The 25041-nt window shown below is 40.8% G+C and carries 17 protein-coding genes; 14 read left to right on the forward strand and 3 right to left on the reverse strand.

The annotated features are described in order from the left end of the window. Positions 1–46 precede the first annotated feature (46 nt). From DW125_RS09955 to DW125_RS10010, 10 genes are all read left to right on the forward strand, one after another. On the forward strand, positions 47–1702 hold the full coding sequence (locus DW125_RS09955) for a histidine kinase N-terminal 7TM domain-containing protein (RefSeq protein ID WP_242992966.1): 1656 nt from the start codon (positions 47–49) through the stop codon (positions 1700–1702). Next, a complete protein-coding gene (locus DW125_RS09960) occupies positions 1702–2943 on the forward strand; it encodes a sensor histidine kinase (protein WP_117538038.1) in 1242 nt (413 codons plus the stop codon). Before DW125_RS09955 ends, DW125_RS09960 begins: the two co-directional genes overlap by 1 nt. After that, positions 2940–3578 carry a response regulator transcription factor gene (locus DW125_RS09965; protein WP_117538039.1) on the forward strand — a complete coding sequence of 213 codons (639 nt, stop codon included), beginning with the start codon at positions 2940–2942 and terminating at the stop codon, positions 3576–3578. The genes DW125_RS09960 and DW125_RS09965 overlap by 4 nt, the downstream gene beginning before the upstream one ends. 186 nt (positions 3579–3764) lie before the next feature. Next, the gene (locus tag DW125_RS09970) at positions 3765–5507 is read left to right on the forward strand and encodes a fibronectin type III domain-containing protein (RefSeq protein WP_117538040.1); all 1743 of its coding nucleotides are present in this window, start codon (positions 3765–3767) and stop codon (positions 5505–5507) included. Between the two features lie 279 nt (positions 5508–5786). Further along, positions 5787–7577 (forward strand): hypothetical protein, encoded by a 1791-nt coding sequence (locus DW125_RS09975; protein WP_117538041.1) that lies wholly within the window; start codon positions 5787–5789, stop codon positions 7575–7577. A gap of 1012 nt (positions 7578–8589) precedes the next feature. Further along, positions 8590–10191 carry a response regulator gene (locus DW125_RS09990; protein ID WP_117538043.1) on the forward strand — a complete coding sequence of 534 codons (1602 nt, stop codon included), beginning with the start codon at positions 8590–8592 and terminating at the stop codon, positions 10189–10191. An 87-nt stretch (positions 10192–10278) separates the two neighbouring features. Further along, positions 10279–12054, forward strand: a complete 1776-nt coding sequence (locus DW125_RS09995) for a cache domain-containing sensor histidine kinase (RefSeq protein ID WP_117538087.1) — start codon at positions 10279–10281, stop codon at positions 12052–12054. Next, positions 12041–13054: a sugar ABC transporter substrate-binding protein gene (locus tag DW125_RS10000; protein ID WP_117538044.1), complete on the forward strand. Its 1014-nt coding sequence runs from the start codon at positions 12041–12043 to the stop codon at positions 13052–13054. The genes DW125_RS09995 and DW125_RS10000 overlap by 14 nt, the downstream gene beginning before the upstream one ends. Then, a complete protein-coding gene (locus DW125_RS10005) occupies positions 13047–14096 on the forward strand; it encodes a galactose ABC transporter substrate-binding protein (protein ID WP_021860341.1) in 1050 nt (349 codons plus the stop codon). Before DW125_RS10000 ends, DW125_RS10005 begins: the two co-directional genes overlap by 8 nt. Before the next feature lie 112 nt (positions 14097–14208). Next, positions 14209–14799: a DUF6553 family protein gene (locus DW125_RS10010; RefSeq protein WP_117538045.1), complete on the forward strand. Its 591-nt coding sequence runs from the start codon at positions 14209–14211 to the stop codon at positions 14797–14799. Positions 14800–15001: 202 nt separating this feature from the next. Here DW125_RS10010 and DW125_RS10015 read toward each other — a convergent pair whose 3' ends face one another. From DW125_RS10015 to DW125_RS10025, 3 genes are all read right to left on the reverse strand, one after another. Next, complete coding sequence (locus tag DW125_RS10015; protein WP_117538046.1) at positions 15002–16654, reverse strand: galactose/methyl galactoside ABC transporter permease MglC; 1653 nt, start codon at positions 16652–16654, stop codon at positions 15002–15004. An 18-nt stretch (positions 16655–16672) separates the two neighbouring features. Beyond that, positions 16673–18181 carry a sugar ABC transporter ATP-binding protein gene (locus tag DW125_RS10020; RefSeq protein WP_117538047.1) on the reverse strand — a complete coding sequence of 503 codons (1509 nt, stop codon included), beginning with the start codon at positions 18179–18181 and terminating at the stop codon, positions 16673–16675. 88 nt (positions 18182–18269) lie between these two features. Beyond that, complete coding sequence (locus tag DW125_RS10025) at positions 18270–19541, reverse strand: substrate-binding domain-containing protein (protein WP_117538048.1); 1272 nt, start codon at positions 19539–19541, stop codon at positions 18270–18272. A gap of 223 nt (positions 19542–19764) precedes the next feature. Here DW125_RS10025 and DW125_RS10030 point away from each other — a divergent pair, with 223 nt between their 5' ends. From DW125_RS10030 to DW125_RS10045, 4 genes are all read left to right on the forward strand, one after another. Further along, positions 19765–20202 (forward strand): hypothetical protein, encoded by a 438-nt coding sequence (locus tag DW125_RS10030; RefSeq protein WP_118520331.1) that lies wholly within the window; start codon positions 19765–19767, stop codon positions 20200–20202. Between the two features lie 56 nt (positions 20203–20258). Next, a complete protein-coding gene (locus tag DW125_RS10035) occupies positions 20259–20741 on the forward strand; it encodes an ATP-binding protein (protein ID WP_117538050.1) in 483 nt (160 codons plus the stop codon). Positions 20742–21108: 367 nt separating this feature from the next. Further along, complete coding sequence (locus tag DW125_RS10040) at positions 21109–22170, forward strand: LacI family DNA-binding transcriptional regulator (RefSeq protein ID WP_117538051.1); 1062 nt, start codon at positions 21109–21111, stop codon at positions 22168–22170. A gap of 344 nt (positions 22171–22514) precedes the next feature. Then, positions 22515–24470 (forward strand): beta-galactosidase, encoded by a 1956-nt coding sequence (locus tag DW125_RS10045; protein ID WP_117538052.1) that lies wholly within the window; start codon positions 22515–22517, stop codon positions 24468–24470. Positions 24471–25041: the final 571 nt, after the last annotated feature.

Here is a 25041-nt window from a genome sequence, read left to right on the forward strand (position 1 = left end):
TGATACTTCAAAAAGTAATAGAAAAATCATACGTAAAGGGATATATTTGAACATAGGAATGAAAAAGAAAAAAGAATCAAGTGAACAGTTGAATATCGTTATATTTCTGCTGCTTGTGACTGCCGCATTGGTCTGTCGCTGGCTGGGGAAGATGAGCGCCGGTCGCATCTTCTTTGGCACACTTCGTACGGTGATCTACATCGGCTTATATATCGGATGGGCGATCAGCATTCATAAGAGAGTCATTCAAAAATCAGTGAGAAACACATTGCTGTTAGTCGCAGGTCTGATGGTCTTCTGGTTTGTTGTACGCACGACAAAGTATTTTTTTACCTATGACTTGCAGATTTCACGCTACCTTTGGTATAGCTACTACGTACCGATGCTGTTTATTCCGTTGACTGCATTGCAGGCGGCATTTCTTCTTGGTCAGCCGGAAGAATACAGGCTGCCGGGGTGGCTGAAAGGATTATGCATTCCGACGGGGATTCTTAGTATATTTGTGCTGACGAATGATCTTCACCAGCTTGTTTTTGCCTTCCCGGAAGGAGCGGCATGGTCGGATAGCAGTTATACATATGGATGGGGCTATTATGCAGTGATTTTGTGGGAAATTGTCTGTGCATTGATCGGCTTCCTTTTGATGATCTATAAATGCAGACATTCCCGAAAGAAGAAATATTTACCACTGATCGGAATCGGTGCAACTGTACTTTACGCAGCCATTTATGTAAGCGGTGTGGAATGGATGCAGAAAATAGGTGGAGACATTACCGCAGTTTTATGTTTATTTTTTGTGGGCATACTGGAAAGCTGTGTACGTTGCGGATTGATCCAGACAAATACAGGGTATGAGCGGCTGTTTGAAGTCTGCACATTGGGAGCCCAGATTTCAGATCAGGACTATAATGTCTGCTACACGTCCTCCAATGCAATGCCTTTATCTAAGAAAATAATGAAGGAAGCGATGGAGAAAGAAGTCGTGATCGATAAGAAGACACTGATACAGAACCGGGATATCCTGGGCGGTCATGTCCTCTGGCAGGAAGATATCGAAGACATCATCCAGCTTCTTGAGAGACTGGAAGAAAACAGAAAGACAATCGAAGAAAGTAACTGTATTGAGCAGGAAAATTATCAGACAAAGGCAGCCATCAATATGCTGCGTGAGAAGAATCGCTTATTTGACAAGCTACAGACACAGACCGCAAAACAGATCGATCTGTTAAATGACCTGCTCCACCACTATGACGAGGAAGAAAATCAGGAGAAAAGCCGTAGGCTTTTAGCGAAGATCAGTCTTGTCGGAACGTATATAAAAAGACGCGGAAATCTGGAATTTATCGAAGAGAGATCAAAAATATCCGATGCCGCCGAACTGGAAGCCTGCATAGAAGAATCTTTTTCCAGCTTGCGATTGATGGACATCGACTGTGCCTGTTCGTTCCCAACCGGTGAGGAGATTTATGTAAGTGACGCTGTGTCGATGTATCAGTTTTTTGAAACAGTGGTGGAAAAATGCGTGGACATATGCGATTCTCTGTGGATAAAGCTTCGAAGCCAGGGAGAAAAGCTTCTCTTCTGTATGGAAATAGAAAGCAAGATGGATCTTACCATTTTTTCGAAAATGGTGCAGTCCTGTACATGTGAAGATGGGATATGGCGTTTTACATTTGCCGTGGAAAAGGCAGGTGAACCGTAATGCAGACATTTTTAATGATCGTTATTTTATTAAGTCTCGTAGGGAATATGATTCTGTTGTTTGCTTTTCAAAATATGAAGCTGGATGATCGAAAATGGTATATCAACATTGCACTTTTTGTGTTTTTATTTCTGCTTTTAAATGCGTTGGCCTATTCATTCGAGGCGGACCATGGAGGAGAAATATATTTGCAAATGCCATCTGTTCCGATCGGAGTATGGTGGTGTGTTGTCGGTGTGATCGATGCGTTACTTATCTGGGAAGGACTTCGGCTGAAAAAGATGAGAACAGAAACTATCAGGCAAAATTCCATCAAAGAGGCGATGAACGTACTGCCGATCGGAATCTGTTATTTTATGGATGATGGAATGTTGAAGCTTTGCAATGAGCAGATGTATCGCCTTTTTCAGACGCTCACTCACAGAGATCTGCAAAAGCAAGAAGAATTAAAAGAAGCGCTTCAGCAATGTGAGCGCTACGGTGTGAGTCGGATCAACAACAAAGAAATCTACCTTTTCCCTGACGGGAAGGCATGGAGCTATCGGGAAAATGAAGTGACAGATCGAAAGGGAAAGGTATATACAGAAGCTATTTTTCTGGACATTACGAAACAATATGAGGAAAAAATAAATCTGACAAAGCAGACCGAAAAGTTAAAAGAAATATCAAAAGAACTCCGCTATCTGTCGGACAATGTATTGATCCTGACACGTGAGCGGGAAGTGCTTGCGGCAAAGACAAAGCTTCACGATCAGATGGGAGCCGGTCTTACTGCGATCCGCCAGAGTCTGACGCAGGAGAACGCAGATTATAAAGATGCGGTGCGCTTGCTTCGGCAGGCCGTAAATGCAATCTGGAATGACAACCAGTATCCGCTGGAAGAAGGCGATTTTGAAAGATTTCTGCAGGATGCAAAGACACTTGGCGTGGAGGTAGTGTGCGAGGGAACATTGCCGGAGTCAGAGGAACTGGCTAATATCTGCGTCCTTGCAATGCGCGAGTGTCTGACAAATGGCGTCTGCCATGCCGGTGCGACAAAGCTTTGGATCGAGATGCAGAATGAAAATCAGCAATGTCGCATCCGTATCACGAATAACGGAGAGACACCGGATAAAGAGATTGTTCCAAAAGGCGGATTGTATAATATTTCCAGACATGTATTTGACTATGGCGGAGAAATGCAGATACAGTCATTTCCGTATTTTGCATTGACGATTGCATTTCAAAAGGAGAGAGTATGAAACAGGTATTAATCGTTGAGGATCAGAGGATGCCTCGTGAAAATATGGAGAGAGTCATTTCAGAAAGTGACAATTATACGCTTTCTGCCAGCGTAAATGGGGCAGATGTTGCACTTGCCATATGCAGAAGACAGTGTATCGATCTTATATTGATGGATGTATGTACGTCCGGAAATAAAGACGGGATCGAAGCGGCAGCAGAGATAAAGGCAGAGCTTCCAAATATAAAAATCATTATCGTAACTTCTATGGTGGAAGTCGGATATTTGCAGCGGGCAAGAGAGGCGAAAGTAGACAGCTTCTGGTATAAGGATATCAGTCCGGAAAGGCTGATCGATGTTATGGATCGAACGATGGACGGAGAGCGTGTATTTCCGGATAAAACACCGAGTGTACAGTTGGGACTTGCCGACAGTTCGGAGCTTACAGCCAAGGAAATCGAAGTGTTACGCTATGTCTGCGATGGACTCGAATACAGTGAAATCGCAGAGCAGATGAACATCTCACTGCGGACAGTGAAATTTCACATCTCGAATATTTTGTCCAAAACAGGATATGCAAATAAGACGAGACTTGCAATCGCAGTGACAAATAAGAACTTCATCATACCGAGCAGTCAGGGAAAAAATCAATAATATTCCTTGTATGTTCAGATAATATTTATCTGATAGACAAAATTCTCAGTAAAAATAACGAAAACCTGTCCATGTGGACAGGTTTTATTTTTTGTCTCTCTGTTATAATCTATTATAAGAAAACTATGTCGTTTGAGGAGGTAAAGACCAGTAACTTAGTTGGAAAAGAAGAAGGAGGGATATGTTATGAGAAACTGGAAATCGGGACGAATATGTAACTATCTAATGAAAGGATTGTTGTTGTGCGCCCTGGTTGTAGGTGGCTGGTTCACTGCGGGTATTGGAGCGAAAGCGGAATCGCTTACTCACTCAGTGGAATTTAAATCTGAAGAATCACAAATAGTACAATTTAAGAGAGCAGATGGGCTTGAGCAGCATATTGAAGTAACGAATAATACACAGAGGCCGATGAAAGTAACATTTTCGCACAATGTTCCTATACGGAATTACCATACGGAATTAAGGATAGGCGGTCATGAAGTTGCTAGCCGTATGGCTACAGCAGTAAAGGATGCAAATGTACTATATTTATATCCGTGCCAGTGGGTAGAAAAGGCCTGTGAAGTGAAATTTACAACATCTGCACCAGCTTATACGGATATTACTATCAGCGCAGAATACATTGATCAAAAAATCGGATTCAAAGAAGACGAGATTGGTCTTACAAAAGATACAGCATATGAGATCCCGTTATCCGGACATCCGTACAGTCTTTATGAAGGTCTGACAGGAACGGGAACAGATGAACGCTGGTACAAGTTTAATGTTGCAGACAGGGCAGTGATTGATCCAAGCTTCCATCTTGTTAACAAAGAAAGAGCAACTTATTTTGGACAGAATCGTACTTTCATTCGTGTCTATGACTCTAATAATAATCAAATCTATAGCGAAGGATCCTCACAATACAATGGCAAAGAGGCGTGGGAGCCTGGAGCAAAGGTGTTAACGCGTGGAACATATTATGTATGTATATCAACAAGTAATGGTGCTTATTACCCGGCAATTTTTGATTTTAATCTGAATGGACATGACTATATTTCGGCTGAGAAGATTAAATGCTCTCATAAAGAAGTGAAAAAATCACAGTTAGGAAATATAAAGATTGTTGCTGAGACGGTACCTGCAAATTCCGATGACAAGATTGTAGAAGTATATGATCATATTTCCGGAAAGTCATGGAAGCACAACAGCAATAAAGTTACGCATAGTGAAGTTCCGGTATACAATATTAAAGCTGGTAGACAGAGCTGGCTTACATTCAAGACAAAGAATGGAAAAACCTATACAACGAATCTCTACGTACCGGCAGAGAAATTTAAAAAACCGAAAGTAATAGCTTACCATAATTATGCAAAAGTAACTGTAGGATCAGCAAAGATGATGGGTACAAATGCCAGAATTCAGATTTATAAAGGTGGCAAATGGACAACAGTAAAAACGGTAAACTATATGTACTGCCCAGATGCGATGAAAATAAAGAATTTGAAGCCGTTGACAACCTATAAGTTCCGCACACAGGCTTATGCGAATGGAACAACCGGTACACCGTCTGATGTAGTGACAGTAAAGACTGGATCTGCTGTGAAACCAGCTGTGAAGTCTATTAAGATCGTACAGAAGAAAAAGATAAAAGTAAATGGCTGGACATCTCCGGGACACTGGAGTGGAGGTTACTGGTATCCGCCGATTTATCACAAACCGTACACATGGACAAAATACAAAGTAAAAGTTACTTTGAAGAAGAAAGTTCCGAAAATCGGTGGTATGTGGATTGGTGATACATGGACAAAAGGCAATAAGACAAGCTACACTGTATGGCTGCCAAAGGGAGCACAGACAGGTAAGAAGCTGAACATTTATATGAATACAGGATTAAGCAAGAACAATGGTCAGGGACCGCAGATTAAAAAAGTGATCAAAGCGAAGTAACGCTTCCTAAAAACACCTGAAAAACAACAAAATCGCAAGTGGCGTAAGCTGCTTGCGGTTTTGTTGTTTTGTGACTTTTGGCTCCATTGCTACAATGAATAATTTCCTGCGAAATTGATTATATACTGTCCTTTAGGACGGGGTGAAAAAGAAATATATATGTTATACTTTATTTACAAATAATATATTGTGCTTGAATTATCAGACAAAATGGATGATTGTCTTCTGATGAGTGGAAAATCATCCTGAAAAGTATTATGCAAAGGAGGCGTAGATGATATGAAAACAAAAAGACAAGGACAGAGTAAATTATTTGTAGTGCTTGCAACACTTCTGGCGATTGTATTTTTTTCATTTGCCGGGGAGACAAATGTAAAAGCTGCTGAGACGTACACACAAAATTATACACCGACGAGAAAGTCTCCGTTGAAAAAGATTGAATATATCAATCGTGGGGATAATACATTTGATATTAATGTAACGGTAGATTTGTCGGTATATTATCCAAATGATGTTTTGGGTATTCAAGAGTATGATTTAACTGCGTGGACGAATGGTACAAGCGGGAAAGAGTATGTTGCTTCACAATGTGGCAATATAGACGTAGGAAAATATGTGCATACTCATCAGATTAGGGGCGAACATCGGAAACATGTAAAACCAGGAGAAAAATTCTGGATTAAATATGAACTTTGCAAGGATGTTCAACTTGAGGAGTATGGTCCATATCGTGATTTTGAAGCAAGGGAATTGACAGCACCGACTATTAAAGAGCCGGAACAGGCTGAGAATTTATTTAGCAAAGTAAACAGGTACACATGGAATGTCAAGTCTTCAAATGGAAAAGAATATTCAGAAATCAATGCAGAGATGGAAGCAACAAAAGCACCTGGTCAGGGTGAATCCTTATGGGCATATAATAAGGATGACGGCATGATATATGGTAGGTCTTTTACCAACAAGATTAAAGCACTTGTATATCGTGATTTGGAGTCAAAAGAAATTGATATAACTGGTGATAAGACAGGAATGGTTCTTGTAATTGCAAAAGATGCGGCATCAGCAAAAAAAGCAGGAGATGCAATTACATTAAAGGATAGTGATAAGGTTATATTTGATCAGGCTGCATATACTAAATCAGTAGCGGCGAAGGACTACAAGGTTCAAATGAGTTCTGATCGATATGATCAGCTTATCGGTTACATTGATGCGTCAAGTTATAGTTATGCTACGGCACATATCGTAGAAGTCTATAATTACTCAACAAAAAATGGAGAAGGATCACTTTTTAAAAGATATGTGATTAAAGGAAGTAATAATTATCGGAGAAGTTTTAAACTTACAGGATTAAAACCTGGCACGGCCAAGCATTATACAGTGCATCTTATACGAACAGATTCAAGTGGAACTGAATATGAATATATAGATAACCAATATTGGACATTGAAATCAGCAAGCTTTAAAACACCATCTGTTTCAGGTGTTAAATTTGCACCTAAAAAAGCAAAACTTATAATAAATGTACCGTCTACACAGGCGGGTAAAGGTCTTTCCACTATGCATGTATACAAAGGAAATAAGAAGATTAAAACAATTAAGAGTAATGGAAAAACAAGAATTACCTTTGTATATAGTGGAAGTAAAGCAAGTACTTCTTCTTATAAAGTAAAAGCGGTTTGCGCAAAGAATACAAAGATTACAAAGACCAGTAAGGCAAAGAAACCGGTTGCTAGTAAGTATAAGAGGCAAGGATGGATCAATCCGAATATAAATGCGATTACGCCATATGCAACAGCAACGTTTGTACCGTGGGAAATGAGTTATTACAATGGCAAGGTAACAGTTACAGGATATGTTGTAAACAATCGTATTTTTAAGCTTAAAACTTATAAAGTGAAGGTTGGAGTTGGAGTCGATAATAAGATTTACGCATCAACAACAAAGACTTATAAGAATGTAAAAGACAGTACAATTAAAAAGGTTAAATTTTCATTTAAGTCAAAGAAAGCACTTGATTTCGTTAATAACTCCCCAACATGGAGTGTGAGAACACTGAAATCGGTATGGTAATGCATTTAGAAACACGATCAATAATAATCGTATGATAAGGGGCTAGAGAAGGCATTAAAGTCAATTGGATTTTATCGTTTGAGGCTTTCGGCGGAGTGTTACGATAAGCACTTCGCCATTTTTATTTTGATTAAGAACAGTCACCTTTTTACATATAATCGCACAGCATCTTTATGTGAAAAACGTGATATCAGTAAATACAGATTATATTTTAGCACCAAAGTATTCACATTATTTTATTCGTTATGCTTTTTCTTGTCGGTGGTTTTATAGATATTTCAACAATCCATGCAGAAGCAGGAAGCAGAACAGGAAGCATTCAAATTATTTACAAGGAGAGAAATAGTTCGGATAAAGAAGTGACTCTTTCCGGAGTAAAGTTCTCGATATTTCCAATTCAATACATGAAAAATGATGAGCTGGTCTGGGAAAATGGTTTTAAAGATTCAGGGATATCATTACAAGATACCAGTGCAGAAGCAAGAGAAAAACAAGCAAAACAATTGTTTTGATTGTAGGATTATATAAAAAGAGAAAAATGAAGTAGCCATTATTTAAAGAGAACTGATCCATGCGGTGGAATCAGTTTTCTTTCTTATCATGCACAAAAACATACAGAACAAGGCTTGTGGACAGATTATATTTTTTCACCAGAGCATTGTAGATTTTATTCAAAACATTACGCTCGCCCAGACTGCCGACATCCTGGTCACGGGTATCTTCCAAAAGGCAATGCGACTACAAAGAAATCAATACCGCAGAATTGCAAAAACAGAGCCGACAGTTGACCTCGGAAAAGATGAAACTCTATGATGATTGAGTGTAACCGTATGGTTGGTTCAGGTAGTGCAGCTTCCTTTTTTGTGTGTGCGTAGAGGGCTGATTGGTGTTGTCTTGGGGGCCAGCGCCTCCCCCGGGCAAAATTATCATTAACTATAAAAACTATGTTGCACGAGGGCATATTCTGCTATAATAAAAGGCAGAATGACCAAAGGAAGTAAAGGGGATTAGTATGGAGCGTTATAAAGTACTTCTGGTAGATGATGAAGTGGAAGTTATTGATATTATGGAGCAAAAGATTCATTGGAATGATCTTGGATTCAAGGTTGTGGGCAGTGCAACGAACGGCGTGAAAGCATTAGAGCTTGTGGAGAAGCTCCAGCCGGACGTTGTGCTTACGGACATTAAGATGCCTTACATGAACGGGTTGCAGCTTGCGAGAAGACTGAACGAGGATTATCCGAATATTTACATTATGATTTGTACCGGTTTCGATGAATTTGAGTATGCAAAGGAAGCGGTGCATTTAGAAATCAAAGAATATATGTTGAAGCCGATCAACTCGACAGAACTGTCTGCAAGTCTTGAGGACTTGAAAGAGACACTGGATCGAGAGCGAGAAGAAAAATTGAATGTAAAGAAATTAAATAATTACTTTCAGGAGGCACTGCCGAAGCTGCAGTCGAATTTTCTTATTTCGCTTATCGAAGGAAGAGTTGGTGAAGAGGATTATGACCGGTTTTTACAGGCGTATCAGCTTGATATGAAAGGACCGCATTTTTGCTGTGTGATCTTTCATACTTCTGCAAATCATGTGCCGGATGGAATGGATCCGTTGCTTCTTTCCATGTCCGTAGAGCGCGAGATCAAAGACCGGCTCGTAGAAGAGTGGGAATGCAAGGAATTTATTTACATGGGCAATACGCTTCTTATTTTGGAACTTGATTCAAAGGAGAAGATGGCACAGGTGACAGATGCCTGCGACAGATTCTGCCGTTGGGCTTATCGAATTATGGGAGCAGTCGTTACGGCAGGAATCGGAACGGTGTGTGACAGCCTTCGTGACATCAGCATTTCTTATGAAGGGGCGAGAGATGCCATTTCTTATCGTGTGCTGTATGGTACAAAGCGCGCCATCAACATCGGAGAGATTGTCCCAAAAGAGCAGAAGCAGACAGCGCAGCCGGAAGAGATCAGCATGCAGGAGCTTCTTCGCGCGATCCGTATCGGTGATCCGGAAGAGATTAAGGAGATGGCACACAAGGAAATTGAGAAAATTTATAAAAATACAGAGACAATCAGCCAGCATAATCTGGCAACATTAGAGATTGTCAGCAGATTTGTTCGCTTCTGTACAAATAACTCGCTTGATTTCAATGAGATTTCCGGATATTCGCAAAATATTTACGAAAAAGTATCACAGATGGATGAAAGCTTGCTTACAAACTGGACGGTCAATATGTCTATGGCAATCAGCGACTGTCTTATGAATGCCAGAAATAATACATCGAAAAGACTGATCGTAGACGCCCAGAACATTGTGAAAGACCGATATATGGAGGCCGACATTTCGCTCGATGAAGTGTGTGCACAGCTTGGTGTGTCGAACTCTTACTTTTCATCTATTTTCAAAAAAGAAGTAGGAAAGTCTTTTATTTCTTATCTGACAGATTACCGAATGGATATCGCAGAGGACCTGGTTCTTAACACAGATGAGAAGAGTTACACGATCGCAGAGAAGGTAGGGTACCTGGATGCGAACTATTTCAGTTACGTATTTAAGAAGAAATTTGGTGTTTCACCTTCCAAATACCGGGCATCTGCGAAAAAATAATGCACGTGAAGGGAATAGAATAGCGTGAAAAACAGATTGAGAAAATTTTCAAAAGAAAATATAACATTCAACATCCAGTCGATCATCATGTCGGTGCTTATGGCGATCACTGTTGTGACGATCGTTGTTATGGGATTTTTGCTCTATCACCGTTTCAAGCTCGCCATTGATCGAATGGCGGTTGCGAATACAGAATCGAACGTAGAGAGTATGGTGGACCGTGTAAATGCGGACCTTTTGGATATGCGTCAGATTTTCAATGCGGCGAACTACAATATCGTTCAGGAATTTGACATTTCCAGCCGTGAATTTACCGAGCAGTTCAGTCTTCTGTACGAAACGAATTCGGACAAGGTGCAGAGCGTGGCGCTGTATGGAAGTGATGGGAAACTTATCAGTTCTGAGCCGGTATCGGTGGAGAAGAAAATAGACGTAACAAGGCAGGACTGGTACCGGAATGCGGAGGACGCAATTGAAAATATCCATTTCTCCGTTCCGCATATCCAAAATCTTTTTGCGGATGGTTCTTACCGTTTCCATCGAGTTGTTTCGCTGAGCCGCTATGTGGATGTCAACGACGGCGATAAGCCGCGAAGTGGTGTCCTCTTAGTGGATATGAAATATTCGGTTATTGAGGATGTGTTAAAACAGATCAATGACTCTTCGGAAGGCATTTACTATTATCTTATCAGCCGCGATGGAGAAATTATTTACCATCCGAGAAGAGCAGAGATGGACCGAGGGCTTTTTAACGAAAAGAGTGTCGGAACAGCCAAATACGAAGATGGAACGTATTCCATCAATGCGGATGGCCATAGGGAAAGCATTGTTGTCGGAAGTATTGCATATACCGGATGGAAACTTGTCGGTGTTGTGCCGGAGAGTGTGCAGACTGCAAGCATCAATCGATTCCGTTACTATGTATTTACGACGATCACAATTCTTCTGATGATGCTCCTTTATGGAAATAGATTAGTTTCCCGAAAGATTTCCAAACCGATCCGCCAGCTGGAAGAGTCCGTAAAAGACCATGAGGCCGGTGGAAAACCGGACATTTACATTGGAGGTTCTACGGAGATCCGACATTTGGGATATTCCGTTCAGAAGTCTTACGAGCAGATTGAGACTTTGATGGAAGAGATCATCCGCCAGCAGAATGAGCGAAGAAAGAGCGAGCTGGATGCATTGCAGAGCCAGATCAATCCACATTTTCTTTATAATACGCTGGAGTCGATCACGTGGATGATCGAGGCATACAAAAATGAAGGTGCTGTCGTTATGATTTCAGAGCTTGCGAAACTTTTGCGTGTCAGTTTGTCCCGGGGAAAGACAATTATTTCTATCAAGGATGAATTGCAGCACAGCCGAAGTTATATGAATATACAGCTTGTGCGCTATAAAGAGCGTTTTAAGATGGAATTTCAGATTGATGAAGAGATTGAAAAATATTGCATTGTAAAATTAGTCATTCAGCCGATCTTGGAAAATGCAATTTACTATGGCGTTGGAAATATGGATGAGGACGATGACGGCAAGATCATCGTGCGCGGTGAGAAGAAAGGCGATGACATTTACATTTCCATTGAGGATAATGGAATGGGCATGCGCGAAGAAGTGTTGGAAAATATTTTGACAAATAATAATAAAGTTCCAAAGCACGGTTCCGGCGTAGGTGTTATTAATGTACATTCGAGAATCAAGCTTATGTTCGGTGAGCAGTATGGACTGGAAGTGTACAGCGAACCGGATGAGGGAACGAAAGTTGTAATCCACATTCCGGCGATTTTGCATACGCCTGAGAATGCGGAAATGCTGGAAATGCAAAAATACACGCAGGGGAGGAATTTAGATGAAAAAAAATAAAATAACCTTCCTCGTGCTGGAGACGATTTTGCTTGTGCTGGCATTGTTTTTCGTGTTGAAGATTTTCGATAAAAATGTGCCGGAGAAGCGAGTGGCAGTCATTCTCTCCGAATCGGGTGACAACCGCTGGGATTCGCTTATAAAAGGCCTGAAGCAGGCGGCGGATATCAATGGTCTTCATATGATCATCTGCAATACGGATAAGATTGACAGTACGGAGACGGAAAAAGAAATCATAAATGAACAGAAAAATAATGATATCGATGCATTTATCATTTGCCCGGCGCCGGGTGCGGACACCGAAAAAATGATCAAAAAGCAGTGCTCCGGCATCCCGTATATTCTTATTATGGATGAATTTTATAACGGAACGCAGTTGATTAATGGGCAATCTTCAGACAGGGCGTCTCAGAATAAAGCGACTTCGGAATCGGCGAAAAAATCGCTTGGTGCAGTGATCGGGCCGGATTATTATAAAATCGGTACAACATTAGGAAAGCAGATTGGCAAAAAGAAGAAGACGGTAGGAATTGTAGCCGACTGGCGAGAGTCTGCGGCAAATCGTCAGATGATCAAAGGTTTGAAAGACGTGCTTAAAGATACCGAAAATGAAGTCAGCTGGTGCTATTACCGTCAAAAAGGACAGGACATCTGTGAAAGTGTAACCCAGAAAAGTGATGTGGACGCCCTAGTCGTGCTGGATTCGAAAGCGTTGGAAGAGCTTGGCGAGAAATCGGAGCAAGGCACATACAGCAAGGCAGAAATATATGGAATTGGCAGCAGTGAAAAGGCAATCGTCTTGCTTGATGACGGAGTGCTCAACGGCCTTATCGTTCCGGATACCTATTCCGTCGGCTACAAGAGCGTAGAAGAGATTGCGCAGAAACTGAACCGCAGATTTTATCGAATCAAAGGTCATGAGACAGATATAAAGATATTTAGCAAACCAATATTTTCTTTAGATGACAATATGGAAAGGTTCATGTATTCCTATGAGTAAAAGAAATGAAAGAAACAGAAAGTATAAACGTGTGATCGCAGTTACATTAATGCTCACCCTTCTCGCATCTGGATGTGGAAAGGAAAAGCCGAAGTCCAATAATATTCTTCGAGTTGGTGTCGTAACGTACACCCAGGATGATCCATTTATCAATGCTATGACAGATAAATTGAAAGAGAATTTCAAGGAAATGGAATCCGAAGATTTTAAGATTATCGTGTCTGTGAAAAATGGAGATGATAACCAGCAGGATCAAAATGAGATCGTAGAAGAAATGATCGACGCTGGATGTGACGTGCTTTGTGTAAATCTCGTTGACAGAACAGCGCCATCCCGCATTATAAGGATGGCGAAACAAGAAAGTATACCGATCATTTTCTTTAACCGTGAGCCGGTAAAAGAAGACATTATGCAGTGGGAGAAACTATATTATGTCGGATGTGACGCAGAGCAGTCTGGCGTAATGCAAGGTGAAATTGTTGCAAACTACCTTAAAAATCATCCGGAGGTGGATGTGAACAAAGATGGCAAGATACAGTATGTTCTTTTAGAAGGTGAGGCCGGTCACCAGGATGCCATTAGCCGAACGGACTATGCAGTAAAGACACTGATCGAACACGATGTGAAATTAGAAAAATTAAGCTATCAGTTTGCAGACTGGAACCGTGGGCAGGCGGAAAATCGAATGACCCGTCTCATCCAGCAATATGGCAAAGAAATCGAACTTGTTATTTCAAATAACGACGAGATGGCATTGGGCGCTGTGGAGGCTTGCAGAAAGGCCGGATACAGAGGAAATGATTGGCCGGTGATTTTCGGAATTGACGGGCTGGAGGATGCTCTGAATGCGATCAAGAACGGCCAGATGCAAGGAACTGTCTACAACGACAATGAAGACCAGGCAAGTGAGCTTGCGAAGTTGTCTGTGGAAGTATTTCGCGGGGACAACAAGTATCGAAGCCAGCTGACGGACGGCAGATATTATGTCTCTGAATACCGTCAGGTAGATGAGGAGAATGTAGATGAGTTCTTGGAAAAATAGTCCGGAGAAATTATCCGGAGAAATTGTCCGGAGAAGTTATTAGGAAAAATTGTCAGGAAAAATAAGATAGATAGCGTGAGATAGCGTGAGAAGAGAGCGAAAGGATAGAAAAATGGACAATACATGGGTAGCACAGTTTTATGAGGAAACCGATCCGGTGAAGCGAATGGAAATGCTGGAGGCGCATGGAGAAGACGCAGCCGGTGAGGAAGCGAGTGAGGAAGCAAAAAGAAATGCATGCAGGAAAGAATTGTGGGTTGTGCGCTATGGAAAACGCAGACCAAGAAAAGATGAATTTGTCGGAGGCTTTGTGGAATTAAAAGGCATGGCAGAGGCAACGACAATCGATATCGGTGGCATGCGCAGAAAGCAGGCTGCAAAAATCCTTTCCACATTGGGGGTATCCGTAGTAAGACTACAGGATGAACTGTACAAAGAAGTACTTCTGGCGGAACTTCAGAATGCATTCAAGCGTTACTTTGAAGTGAGCCGCGGAGGCAGAGGATTTACTTCTCTCGTATTTGGAATGGGACAGCTTTCAGACGAAGGCGTTGCAAAGAAGCTTGCAGAGCAGGTCAGTATTATTGCTTTTAAGGCACCGCGGATGCTTCGTATGGAGAAAGAATTCGCACTGCTTAAGGAAGCGGCACTTCTTGCTTTTAGAGAGGAATATCCGAATAGAGAGCATTTTTTGAATAAGTAGAATATATTTCGGGCAAGAAAAACCCCGGCCGGTGCGGTCGGGGTTTTTTGATGTGTGATTGTGGGTTGTTACTGGTGTCCGCAAGACAACACCAATCAGCCCTCTACGCACACAAAAAAAAGGAAGCTGCCGCCCCGCGATTTTTCAATCGCGGGGCGGCAGCTTCCTTTATGTACATCCACTTAATGGAAGGACAATTTAATTATTTCTTCTGGACATATTTCAGACAGTCAAGTGTTACGGCTGCAAGGATGATAATACCTTCGAAGATGAACTGAAGGTTTGTATCAATACCAAGGATTGTCAGAGAGTATGTAAGAGATGTGAAGATAAGTACACCAGTTACAACTCCGGAAATCTTACCGATACCACCAGTAAATGATACACCACCAACTACGCAGGCTGCAATGGCATCCATATCCCATCCTTGTCCGTAAGCTGCACTACCTGAACCAACCATACGGTTACACTCAAGCCATGAACCAAATCCATAAAGGATACCAGCAAGGATAAATGCTCCCATTGTTACTTTGAATACGGAAATACCAGAAACTGCTGCTGCTTCCGGGTTTCCACCTACAGCGTAGAGGTTTTTACCAAATGTTGTTTTGTTCCAGATGAACCATACGATTGCAACTGCAGCTACAGCCCAAAGTACGATTGTCGGGAATCTTCCAGCCTGTGGAATGAACATTTTCGGAATCTCTGAATCAATCGCACCGAAGGAAACACCTTTTGTTGCGTATGTTACAAGACCGAAGATGATAAGCATGTTCGCCATTGTAGAAATGAACGGATGCATCTTAAATCTTGCCATGAAGAATCCAGCGATCATAGAGAATACAGTTGTCAGGATTACACAAACGCCTAATGCTAATAAAGCTTTCGGTACCGGAGCCATCTTTGAGAAGTCAAATACATGTCCGAATACTGTACCTGTGTTGATTCCGTTATGCATGATGATTGTAGATGTTACCATACCCATACCAACCATACGTCCTACGGAAAGGTCTGTACCTGTTAAGAGGATCAGTCCTGCAACACCAAGTGCTAAGAACATACGAGGTGAAGCCTGCTGTAAAATATTCAAAATGTTAGTTGCTGTAAATAACTGTGTATTCTTTACGATTGGTGTAATGATACACAGAGCGATGAAGATTAAAATGATTACAATGTAAAGACCATTCTTGTATAAGAACTGTGCTACATTGAAAGAATATTTATAGTTTTCAATCTTCTGTGCATACTGCTGAGAAAGTGTAAATTCAGACATTCTCAGAAGGTCGATCAAATGGAATTTGTGCATATATGCATCATGTTTTCTGTCTTTGATTTCCTGTACTCTTGACTCGTGAGTCATTTCCGCATCAAAGAGGTGATTCTTTAATACATATTTCTCAGCTTTAATCTCTTCAGAGTCTTTCAGAGCTGCAACTTTTTTCTTGTGCTCTTCCTGAAGTTTCATTTTAACCTTAGCGTATCTGCTCTCTTCGTCCTTCATCTCAGTTTCGCAGCTCTTAGCTACGATATTATAATAGTCGTTATTATAATGTTTAGCGAGATATCCTTCAGCGTCAGCAATCAGCTTGTTGATCGTTGCTTTGTTTTTATTTTCAACAGCAACTGCTTTTTCAAGCTCTTTCTTGCTGTTAGCAATAATCTTAGAACTCTCTTCTTTGCTTAAGTTTTTATCTTCTTTTGCGATTGCGATCTGGTTCTTTAAAGTATTCACTTTATCTGTACCTTCGATACGCAATTCGTCAATCTGTTTCTGAATCTTACCTACATATTCATCAATCGGTTGGAGAAGTTTCGCTTCTTCTTCAGCCGAGATAATAAAGCTCTTTTCTGCCATTTCTAATACTCCTCTCTGTTACAAATACTTCGCACTGAGTCTCAATAATTCTTCCTGATCTGTTTCCTTTGTATTAACAATACCTGCGAGACGTCCGTTGGACATAACTCCGATACGGTTTGTAATACCAAGGATCTCCGGCATCTCTGAGGAAACAACGATAATCGTCTTTCCCTGTTTTGCCATGTTAATGATCAGTTCGTAAATTTCATATTTTGCACCAACGTCGATACCTCTGGTCGGGTCATCCATCATGAATACCTGTGGTGAACGTTCTAGCCATTTTCCGAAGATCGCTTTCTGCTGGTTTCCTCCGGAAAGGTTTGAGATCATATCATCCGGTCCCATACATTTTGTATGCATAACCTTGATTTCCTCAGCAGTTGCACGTACCATTCTGTCATGTGATAATGCAATACCTTTTTTGTAATGATTCATGTTCGCGATCGTAGTGTTAAATGTAATATCGCCTTTCAGGAACAATCCGTTGGCCTTTCTTTCCTCTGTGATCAGAGCAAATCCGTGGTCCATTGCATCCTTAGGTGATGTAAAGTTCATAACTTTACCGTTGTATAATACATTTCCTTCTGCTCTTGTACGTATTCCGAAAATAGTTTCCAGAAGTTCTGTACGTCCGGCTCCAACCAGACCATAGAATCCAAAGATTTCTCCTTTTTTGATATCAAAGGAAATATTCTGAAGTTTTGGTGCATACTTTGTTGAAAGATTTTGTACAGAGAAAATGGTTTCTCCCGGTTCATTGTCAACAGGCGGGAATCTGTTATCCAGAGAACGACCAACCATGGCTGCAATCAATTCGTTCATATCTGTGTCCTTGCTCTCTTTTGTCATAACAAGGCTACCATCTCGCAGTACGGAGATCTCATCACAGATATTGAAAATTTCGTCCATCTTATGTGAAATATAGATCAGGGAAATTCCCTGTGCTTTCAGCTGACGCATCATTTTGAAAAGTTTTTCAACCTCTGGTGCTGTCAGGGATGATGTAGGCTCATCCAAAACGATTACCTTAGAATTATAAGAAATTGCTTTTGCAATCTCACACATCTGTCTCTGAGATACAGACATCTTCTTCATAGGCTGTGTCAGGTTTGCTGTGATTCCAAGCTTTCTGAACAACTGTGCTGTTTCTTTTTTCATTCTTCCCTCGTCGATAACTCCAAGTGAATTCTTTGGATATCGACCAAGGAACATATTGTCAATAACGCTTCTTTCAAGACACTGGTTCAACTCCTGATGTACCATCGCTACACCGTTCTCCAGTGCATCCTTCGGTCCTGAGAAGTTTACTTCTTTGCCATCTAATATTATTGTCCCCTCATCTTTCTGATAAGTTCCAAAGAGACATTTCATCATCGTCGATTTTCCGGCACCGTTTTCACCCATAAGTCCCATAATGGTTCCAGGTTTCACATTCATGTTGATACCCTTCAGTACTTTATTTCTACCGAATGATTTACTCATGCCATTAATCGATAAGATGTATTTATTCTTATCTTCTGTCATAGCTCTGCTTCCTTTTCTTATTGAAAGAGAGGTATCATCACTGACACCCCTCTATTGTTTCATTCATTTACCAGTTTACGAACTTTAATTATTTGAGAAGTTCTGTGTATGAAGATGCATTGTCTGTTTTAACCATGTTAATTGCAAATGCGTCATACTCGTCTGGGTTTCCAAGACGGTTTGTGATGTTAGACTCTGTCTGTCCATCTCCACCGATGTAGTCAACTTTCAGATTGAGAAGGTCATCGTAGTTCTCAAGAAGCGGCTGATATGTTGAGCTTAAGAAGTTATCTGAAGCATTGTAGATGTTAAGCCATACTTTCTTTTCTGGGCTCTTCTTAGCATCAAGCTGGTTAGCAACTTTTTTGTATACTACTGTTGAATCTGTAAAGTCTTTATAGTTATCAGCTGTTACAGCAATGTTTAATGCGTAGTAAGATCTCTCTTCTTCGCTATATCTGTAATCTTCGCCTTCTTTCAGACAGTTACCAGCATCATCTTTTGTTCCGATACCTGTGTTAATGTCTACTCCGTCAAGAGCGTTACGAAGAACTCTCAGTGTCAGGTACGCCTGAACGTCTGCATGCTGAGAAATTGTTCCGCCGTATCCTTCTGCGATAGCTGCTACAGCGTCACTGTTTGCATCGTATCCGAATGTAGGTACTTTGTTTTTCTTAGCCCATGCGTTGAACATTGACATTCCCATACCATCGTTGTTAGAAACAACTACGTCGATCTTATCTCCGAAAGAAGCTTTCCATGTTCCGATAGCGTTACCTGCTGTAGCGGCATCCCATGTAGCTCCTGCTGCATTCTTCATTTCCTGAGAAGCAAGCTCACGAACTGTGTATTTCTTTCCATTAACTTCAAGTGTTGCGTCTTTAACAATTTTAGATTTTCCATCTACGTTTGTTCCAGCTGGTTTAGAGTTGATTTCTTTCTTCTCTTCAATACCTGTTCCGAGTGCTTTACGAACTCCACGTGTACGAGCGATTGAATCGTTGTGTCCGATATCACCGATTGCAAGAACATATCCGATAACTCCGTCACCGTTTCTATCGATCTTGTCGATGTTAGCTTTGATGTAATCAAGAACCATCTGTCCCTGAAGTTCAGCTCCCTGGTTAGCATCGAAACCTACATAGTAAGTATTTTTGTTGAAGCTAAGAGCATCTTTGTCAAGCTCTCCTGTTGAGCTGTTAGATGGCTGACGGTTAAACCAGCAAAGTGGTTTGTCCTTGTTCGCTACCTTAGTGTCAGATGAGTCTGAAGATCCTGAAGATCCTGAAGATCCACATCCTGCCAATGATAATGCGAGTATTACTGCCATCATTGATGCAACTACTTTTCTTTTTTTCATTGTTGTTTTCCTCCCGTTTTGTGAAATTTGTTTTAAAACATGTCTTTCTTAATGACTGACCTTAGTATAATCACCAAAGGAGGAAAATAAAATAGAATATTTTTGGATTAAGTATTAATTTTCTCTGATTTTCAATAAAAAATTTATGCATGTTGTTTATTCGTTTTTTTCATTTATTATAGAAAGTTTACGTCTACAGCTCGCTGTATATCGTAGCGCAAAAGTGGAAGAACAGTATCCGAATATTTTGTTCGCAAAAGATGGAGAAATATATAATTTTCATGGAAAGAAAGTGATGCCAATCGGTGGTGCATACAGCGTTGACAAATATTATAGGATACGAAACGGATTACCATGGTTTGAATCAGAACAGCCGGATGAAGTGATAAAAGAATATGTGGAACAGCAGTTAGATAAAGCCAAGTGGAATGTGGATATCGTACTCTCGCATACAGTACCGATTGAAGCGGAACCAGTGTGGGCGTTTATTCCAGGGCTTGATCAATCAGCAGTGGACAAGACAACGGAAAAATGGCTACAGAAGATTTATGACAGGTTAGATTTTACAGAGTGGTATGCGGGACATTACCATGTAGAAAGTGAGGAGTGTGGAATACGAATTATGTATGAAGATTATGATGAAATTTGTGCTGAAGGGTAAAAGAATGGTTTGCTGATTTGAAAAATATAAGTTTATAGATGAAGGGGGATTTTTTAATGATATATCTCAGCAGTTTTAAATTAAGTGACAGAAGCATTAAAAATCCTAATATATATCCATATAATGTGTTTCATCGAAAAGACATAGATCCGTTCATATTTGCACCAATCACCGTGTTATATGGGAATAATGGTTCTGGAAAATCTATTATTTTGAATATCATAGCAAATAAACTCATGCTAACAGGGAAAGAGTATGCGATCAGTAATTCTTTTGGAATTGTGGACTATTGCGGAAAATTTTCATCAGAGTGCCAGTTTAGTTATGGAGAGGATGAATTTGGCAATGCATTTAGGAGATTTCCTGAAAACAGCAGATTTATCAAGAGTGAGGATATCCTGTATGAAATTAAAAAAATACAGCAAAGACAGATTCTTTCTGATGGTATGGAATATGATTATATAAAAAATGGACATTCACAAAAAAGAAGCCGCTTTCTTGTTGCTTTTCAGTCAACTGATATGCTCCCTTCTAAGTAGACAAGAGAAATAATAAAATCTTGTTTATTTAGAAGGGAGCATATCAATTTATGGAGCAATAGCCCCATTTAGTACTATATAAGTGTAAGCCGTCTTTTAGATCAGATTGGTACCGGTTTACAGTTGTGATGCCAAATTTGAATTACAATGTCTCTCAGGATGTCCTTCGGAATGTCCCTCAGAATGTCCCTCAGAAAAAAGAGAGAAATCCGTCGGAAATTCAAATATTGAATATGATAAAAAGGATAATAAAATATGATCACAAACAGCAACATCGGTGTAGCAGGCAGTTTGTAAAAATATCTTTTGGAAACCCTGAAAGTGTGATATTATTTAAGTAAAGATTTTAGTCAAAGGGGTAAATGATGTGGCTACATTAAAAGATATCGCTGAAAAGGTAAAGGTTTCTCAAAGCACGGTTTCAAGAGTTCTGAATGGTGATCCGAACTTAAATGTGTCAGATGAGACCAGAGAAAATATAGTTACCGTGGCATGTGAGCTTGGATATAAGACGGTAAGTCAGAGATATAGTAAGCGTCAGGGAGATACAGGAAAAAAGGCATCAGTAGAAGAGATGACGGAAAGCCAGAACCTTCCGGAGCGCAGAATCGGGATTGCGCAGATGTTCGAGATGCAGGAGCAGATGGAAGATATCTATTATATTATGCTGAAGAACCGTTTGGATGAAGCATGTTTTGAAAAGAAATGGACGACTGTCATGCTTTACCGGGATGAGAAGAAAAGATTTACCAAGAATGATGACCGTCCGATTGACGGACTGATTGCAATCGGAAGATTCAGTCCGGAGGAGATTCAGGATTTCCATCAATATACGGACAACATCGTATTTTTGGATTCTTCACCGGATGATATGAAGTATTACAGTATTGTGCCGAATTATCACCTGGCAATCCGTGAAGTACTGCAATGCTTTGAGGCAAAAGGCAAAGAGCGGATTGCATATCTTGGAAGTGTGGATACCCTTGGCGACGACAAGAAGCTGACGATGGACCCACGTTATTACTATTATAAAAATACACTGAATAATCAGAATCGGTTTGATGAGAGTCTGGTCATAGACTGCGAGATGAATTCGAGAAGCAGCTGCCAGAAAGTGCTGGAGTATCTGGACAGCCACACGCCGGAGGAGTATCCGGACGCGATTTTTGCATCGAGTGATGCGGTAGCGCCGGGACTTGTAAAGGCGTTGCATGAAAGGGAGATTCTGCTTCCGGGACAAATAGGTGTCATTACATTTAACAACACCAGCTTCTCGGAGTTTTCCAATCCGCCGCTTTCTTCGGTCGAAGTATATATGAGAGAAAGCGTGGAGTCGACAGTGATGTGTATGGAACTTCTGTGGAAGAAAAATTCACTTCCGAAGAAGATTATTGTTCCGTGCAGTTTGGTGGACAGAGGAAGCGTATAAAATGGATAGAGATGTCGCTGGTACTCCACAATGCACTTGAAGTGAGAATGTGTCAGGCTACATTTTCTATGCGGCAATTTCCACAAAAACGACAAGCCAATTTAGTAAACATTTCATGAAAATAGTTTTCTTTAAGTAAAAGTTTGCGTAAAAATATTGACTAAATATTTTTACGCTGATATATTCATTTCACAAGATACGAAAAATAAACGCAATAAAACAAAAGAAAATGCGTAAAAACGTATGGAAAAGCGAAAGCAAAACTTTACTAAATAAGGAGTAGAGGGATGGAGAAACTTATAAAATGATTCGTGACGAACTTCGTAAGAGAAAGGAACAGTAATATGTGGCGTGGAGTTGATTATTATCCGGAACAGTGGGATGAGGCTTTTTTAGAAGAAGATTTGGAAAATATCTGTGAGCTTGGATGCAATGTGATCCGTATCGCAGAGTTCGCATGGCATCTGATGGAAAAAACAGAAGGAAATTATGATTTTTCCTTTTTTGACCGTGTAATTGAAAAGGCAAAAGAAAAAGGTCTGAAGGTGATCATGGGAACTCCGACAGCGACCATTCCGGCATGGCTTGTGAAAAAGCATCCGGATATCCTGTCAGAGTTTGAAGACGGAACCGTCCGCACTTTTGGTGGACGCCATGTATATTGCTTTAACAGCGATGTGATGTATGAGTACTCAGAGAAGATCATCCGCGCACAGGCTGAGCATTATAAAAATGAAGATGCGATCGTGGCATGGCAGATTGACAATGAGCTGGGACATGAAGACAGTGACATCTGCTACTGTCCGAAATGCCGCTGCGCATTTCAGGGATTCCTTGAGCAGAAATTCGAGGGAAATATTGATAAGTTGAACGAAATTTACGGAACCACATTCTGGTCACAGGAATACAACGGATTTGATGAGATCCCACTTCCATCCAAGACCATAACCACACACAATCCGGCACTTCGTCTGGACTGGGAAAGATTCCGCAGCGAAAGCATTGTAAAATTTGCAAACTTCCAGACAGCGCTTCTTAAGGAAATCATTCCAGATGCGGTTGTGATGCATGACTTCCCGGGCGGAGGACTTGGAAAGCACGTAGATTATTCAGAAGTTGCAAAGAATCTGGATGTGGTAGCTTATAACAATTACCCGGTATGGGGTGGGCAGAAAGAGCCGCTTCCTGCAAATGAAATTGCATTTGGACTGGATTATATCCGTGGGCTCAAACGGGAAAACTTCTGGATCACAGAAGCGATCATGGGAGCACAGGGACATGATGTAACCGGATTTGCTCCACGCCCGAATCAGGCAAAGCTCTGGTCTTATCAGAGTATGGCGAGAGGTTGCGAATCGCTGATGTATTTCCGATACAGAGGTGCAACAAAAGGGGCAGAGCAGTTCTGTTATGGAATCTTGGATGCAGATAATGTTAAACGTAGAAAGTTTCACGAAGTACAGGGATTCTTTAATGAGATTAGGAATTACGAAAAAGAACTGAGCGCACCGGTTAAAAGTGAAGTTGCAATCGTATATGATTATGATTCGCTTGCAGCATTCCGTATCCAGAGACAAAGTTTCCTTCTCGACTGCGAAGCAGAGATGAAGAAGTTCCATAAAGTATTCTTTGATGCAAATGTTCCGGTGGATGTGATTTCGGCGGGAAGTACTCTTTCTGGTTACAAGATCGTGATTCTTCCACAGATGATCATTGCGAAACCGGATTTCCAGAAGCAGGTGAAAGAATTTACCGAGAACGGCGGAACGCTGGTTCTGACTTTCCGTGATTTTGTAAAAGATGAAAATAACAATCTGTTGTTTAAAAAGGTACTTCCGGTTGACTTTGATGAGTTTGCGGGAATCTATGTGACAGAGACGGAAAGTCTTCAGGAAGGACAGGAATTCCCGCTTGCAGGCGAAGAAGATTTCAGTTGTACACAGGGAGAGGGAGGAATTTTCCGTGACCTGCTCAGTGTGACAGATGCAGAAGTGCTGTTCCGCTACAATGATGTATTCTTCAAGGACTACGCAGCAGTGACAAAGAAGAAGCAGAAAGATGGATATGTATATTACCTTGGATGCGGATTGGATGAAACTATTTTAAAACAGCTTCTCAAGAAAATGGCAGACGAACAGGGAATCATATCTGAGCATTCAACTGATGGCGTTGAGATCGTATACCGAGAGAGCGAAGACAGAAAGATTAAGATCACCATGAACCACAATGCATTCGAGGTGCAAAATGCAGGTGTGACATTGGCGCCGTTTGAATGCAAGGTGGAAGAAGTTCGGAAATAAGTAGGATTTTTTGACAGAGAACAGTGGATTTGGTATTGTTTAAAAGATGGAAAATCTGACAGACGAGAAAATGAATCGGCAATATAGAAATAAAATAATGAGAAGTGGGTTGCGTCTGGTAATCCGCTTCTTTTCCCACGCATATTTGCGTAAGTAACGACAGCATACATCATGATTAAGGGATGGGGAAAAAGCCTTGATTTTAATGGGTTTCTTGGATGAAAACGTAAAATTTACACCTTATTTACACCTTTGGAAGATCGGACCGGTAGTCAAGACATGTGGAGACTGAAAGAGATATGTTCTGAAAATTTGGAATTGATGAATGCTGGCATAATTTTAAGGAACAATGGGAAGTTGCCGATTTTTTACAAAAGAAATCTTGACAGTAACATTGAATGCTGAACAATAATGTTAACAGAACCCACCACGTCTCTGATTTTTATGCGCAACCCGGTGGGACTTTTTATTTGTGGATTATTTTATGTATCAGTATCCAAAACAATCATTATCAAAAGAAATACTTATATCTGAACAAGCTCGTGACCGTATACTGTCTAAATTGATGAGT

This window comes from Dorea sp. AM10-31 (assembly GCF_003435815.1).
GTDB lineage: Bacteria > Bacillota > Clostridia > Lachnospirales > Lachnospiraceae > Dorea_D > Dorea_D hominis.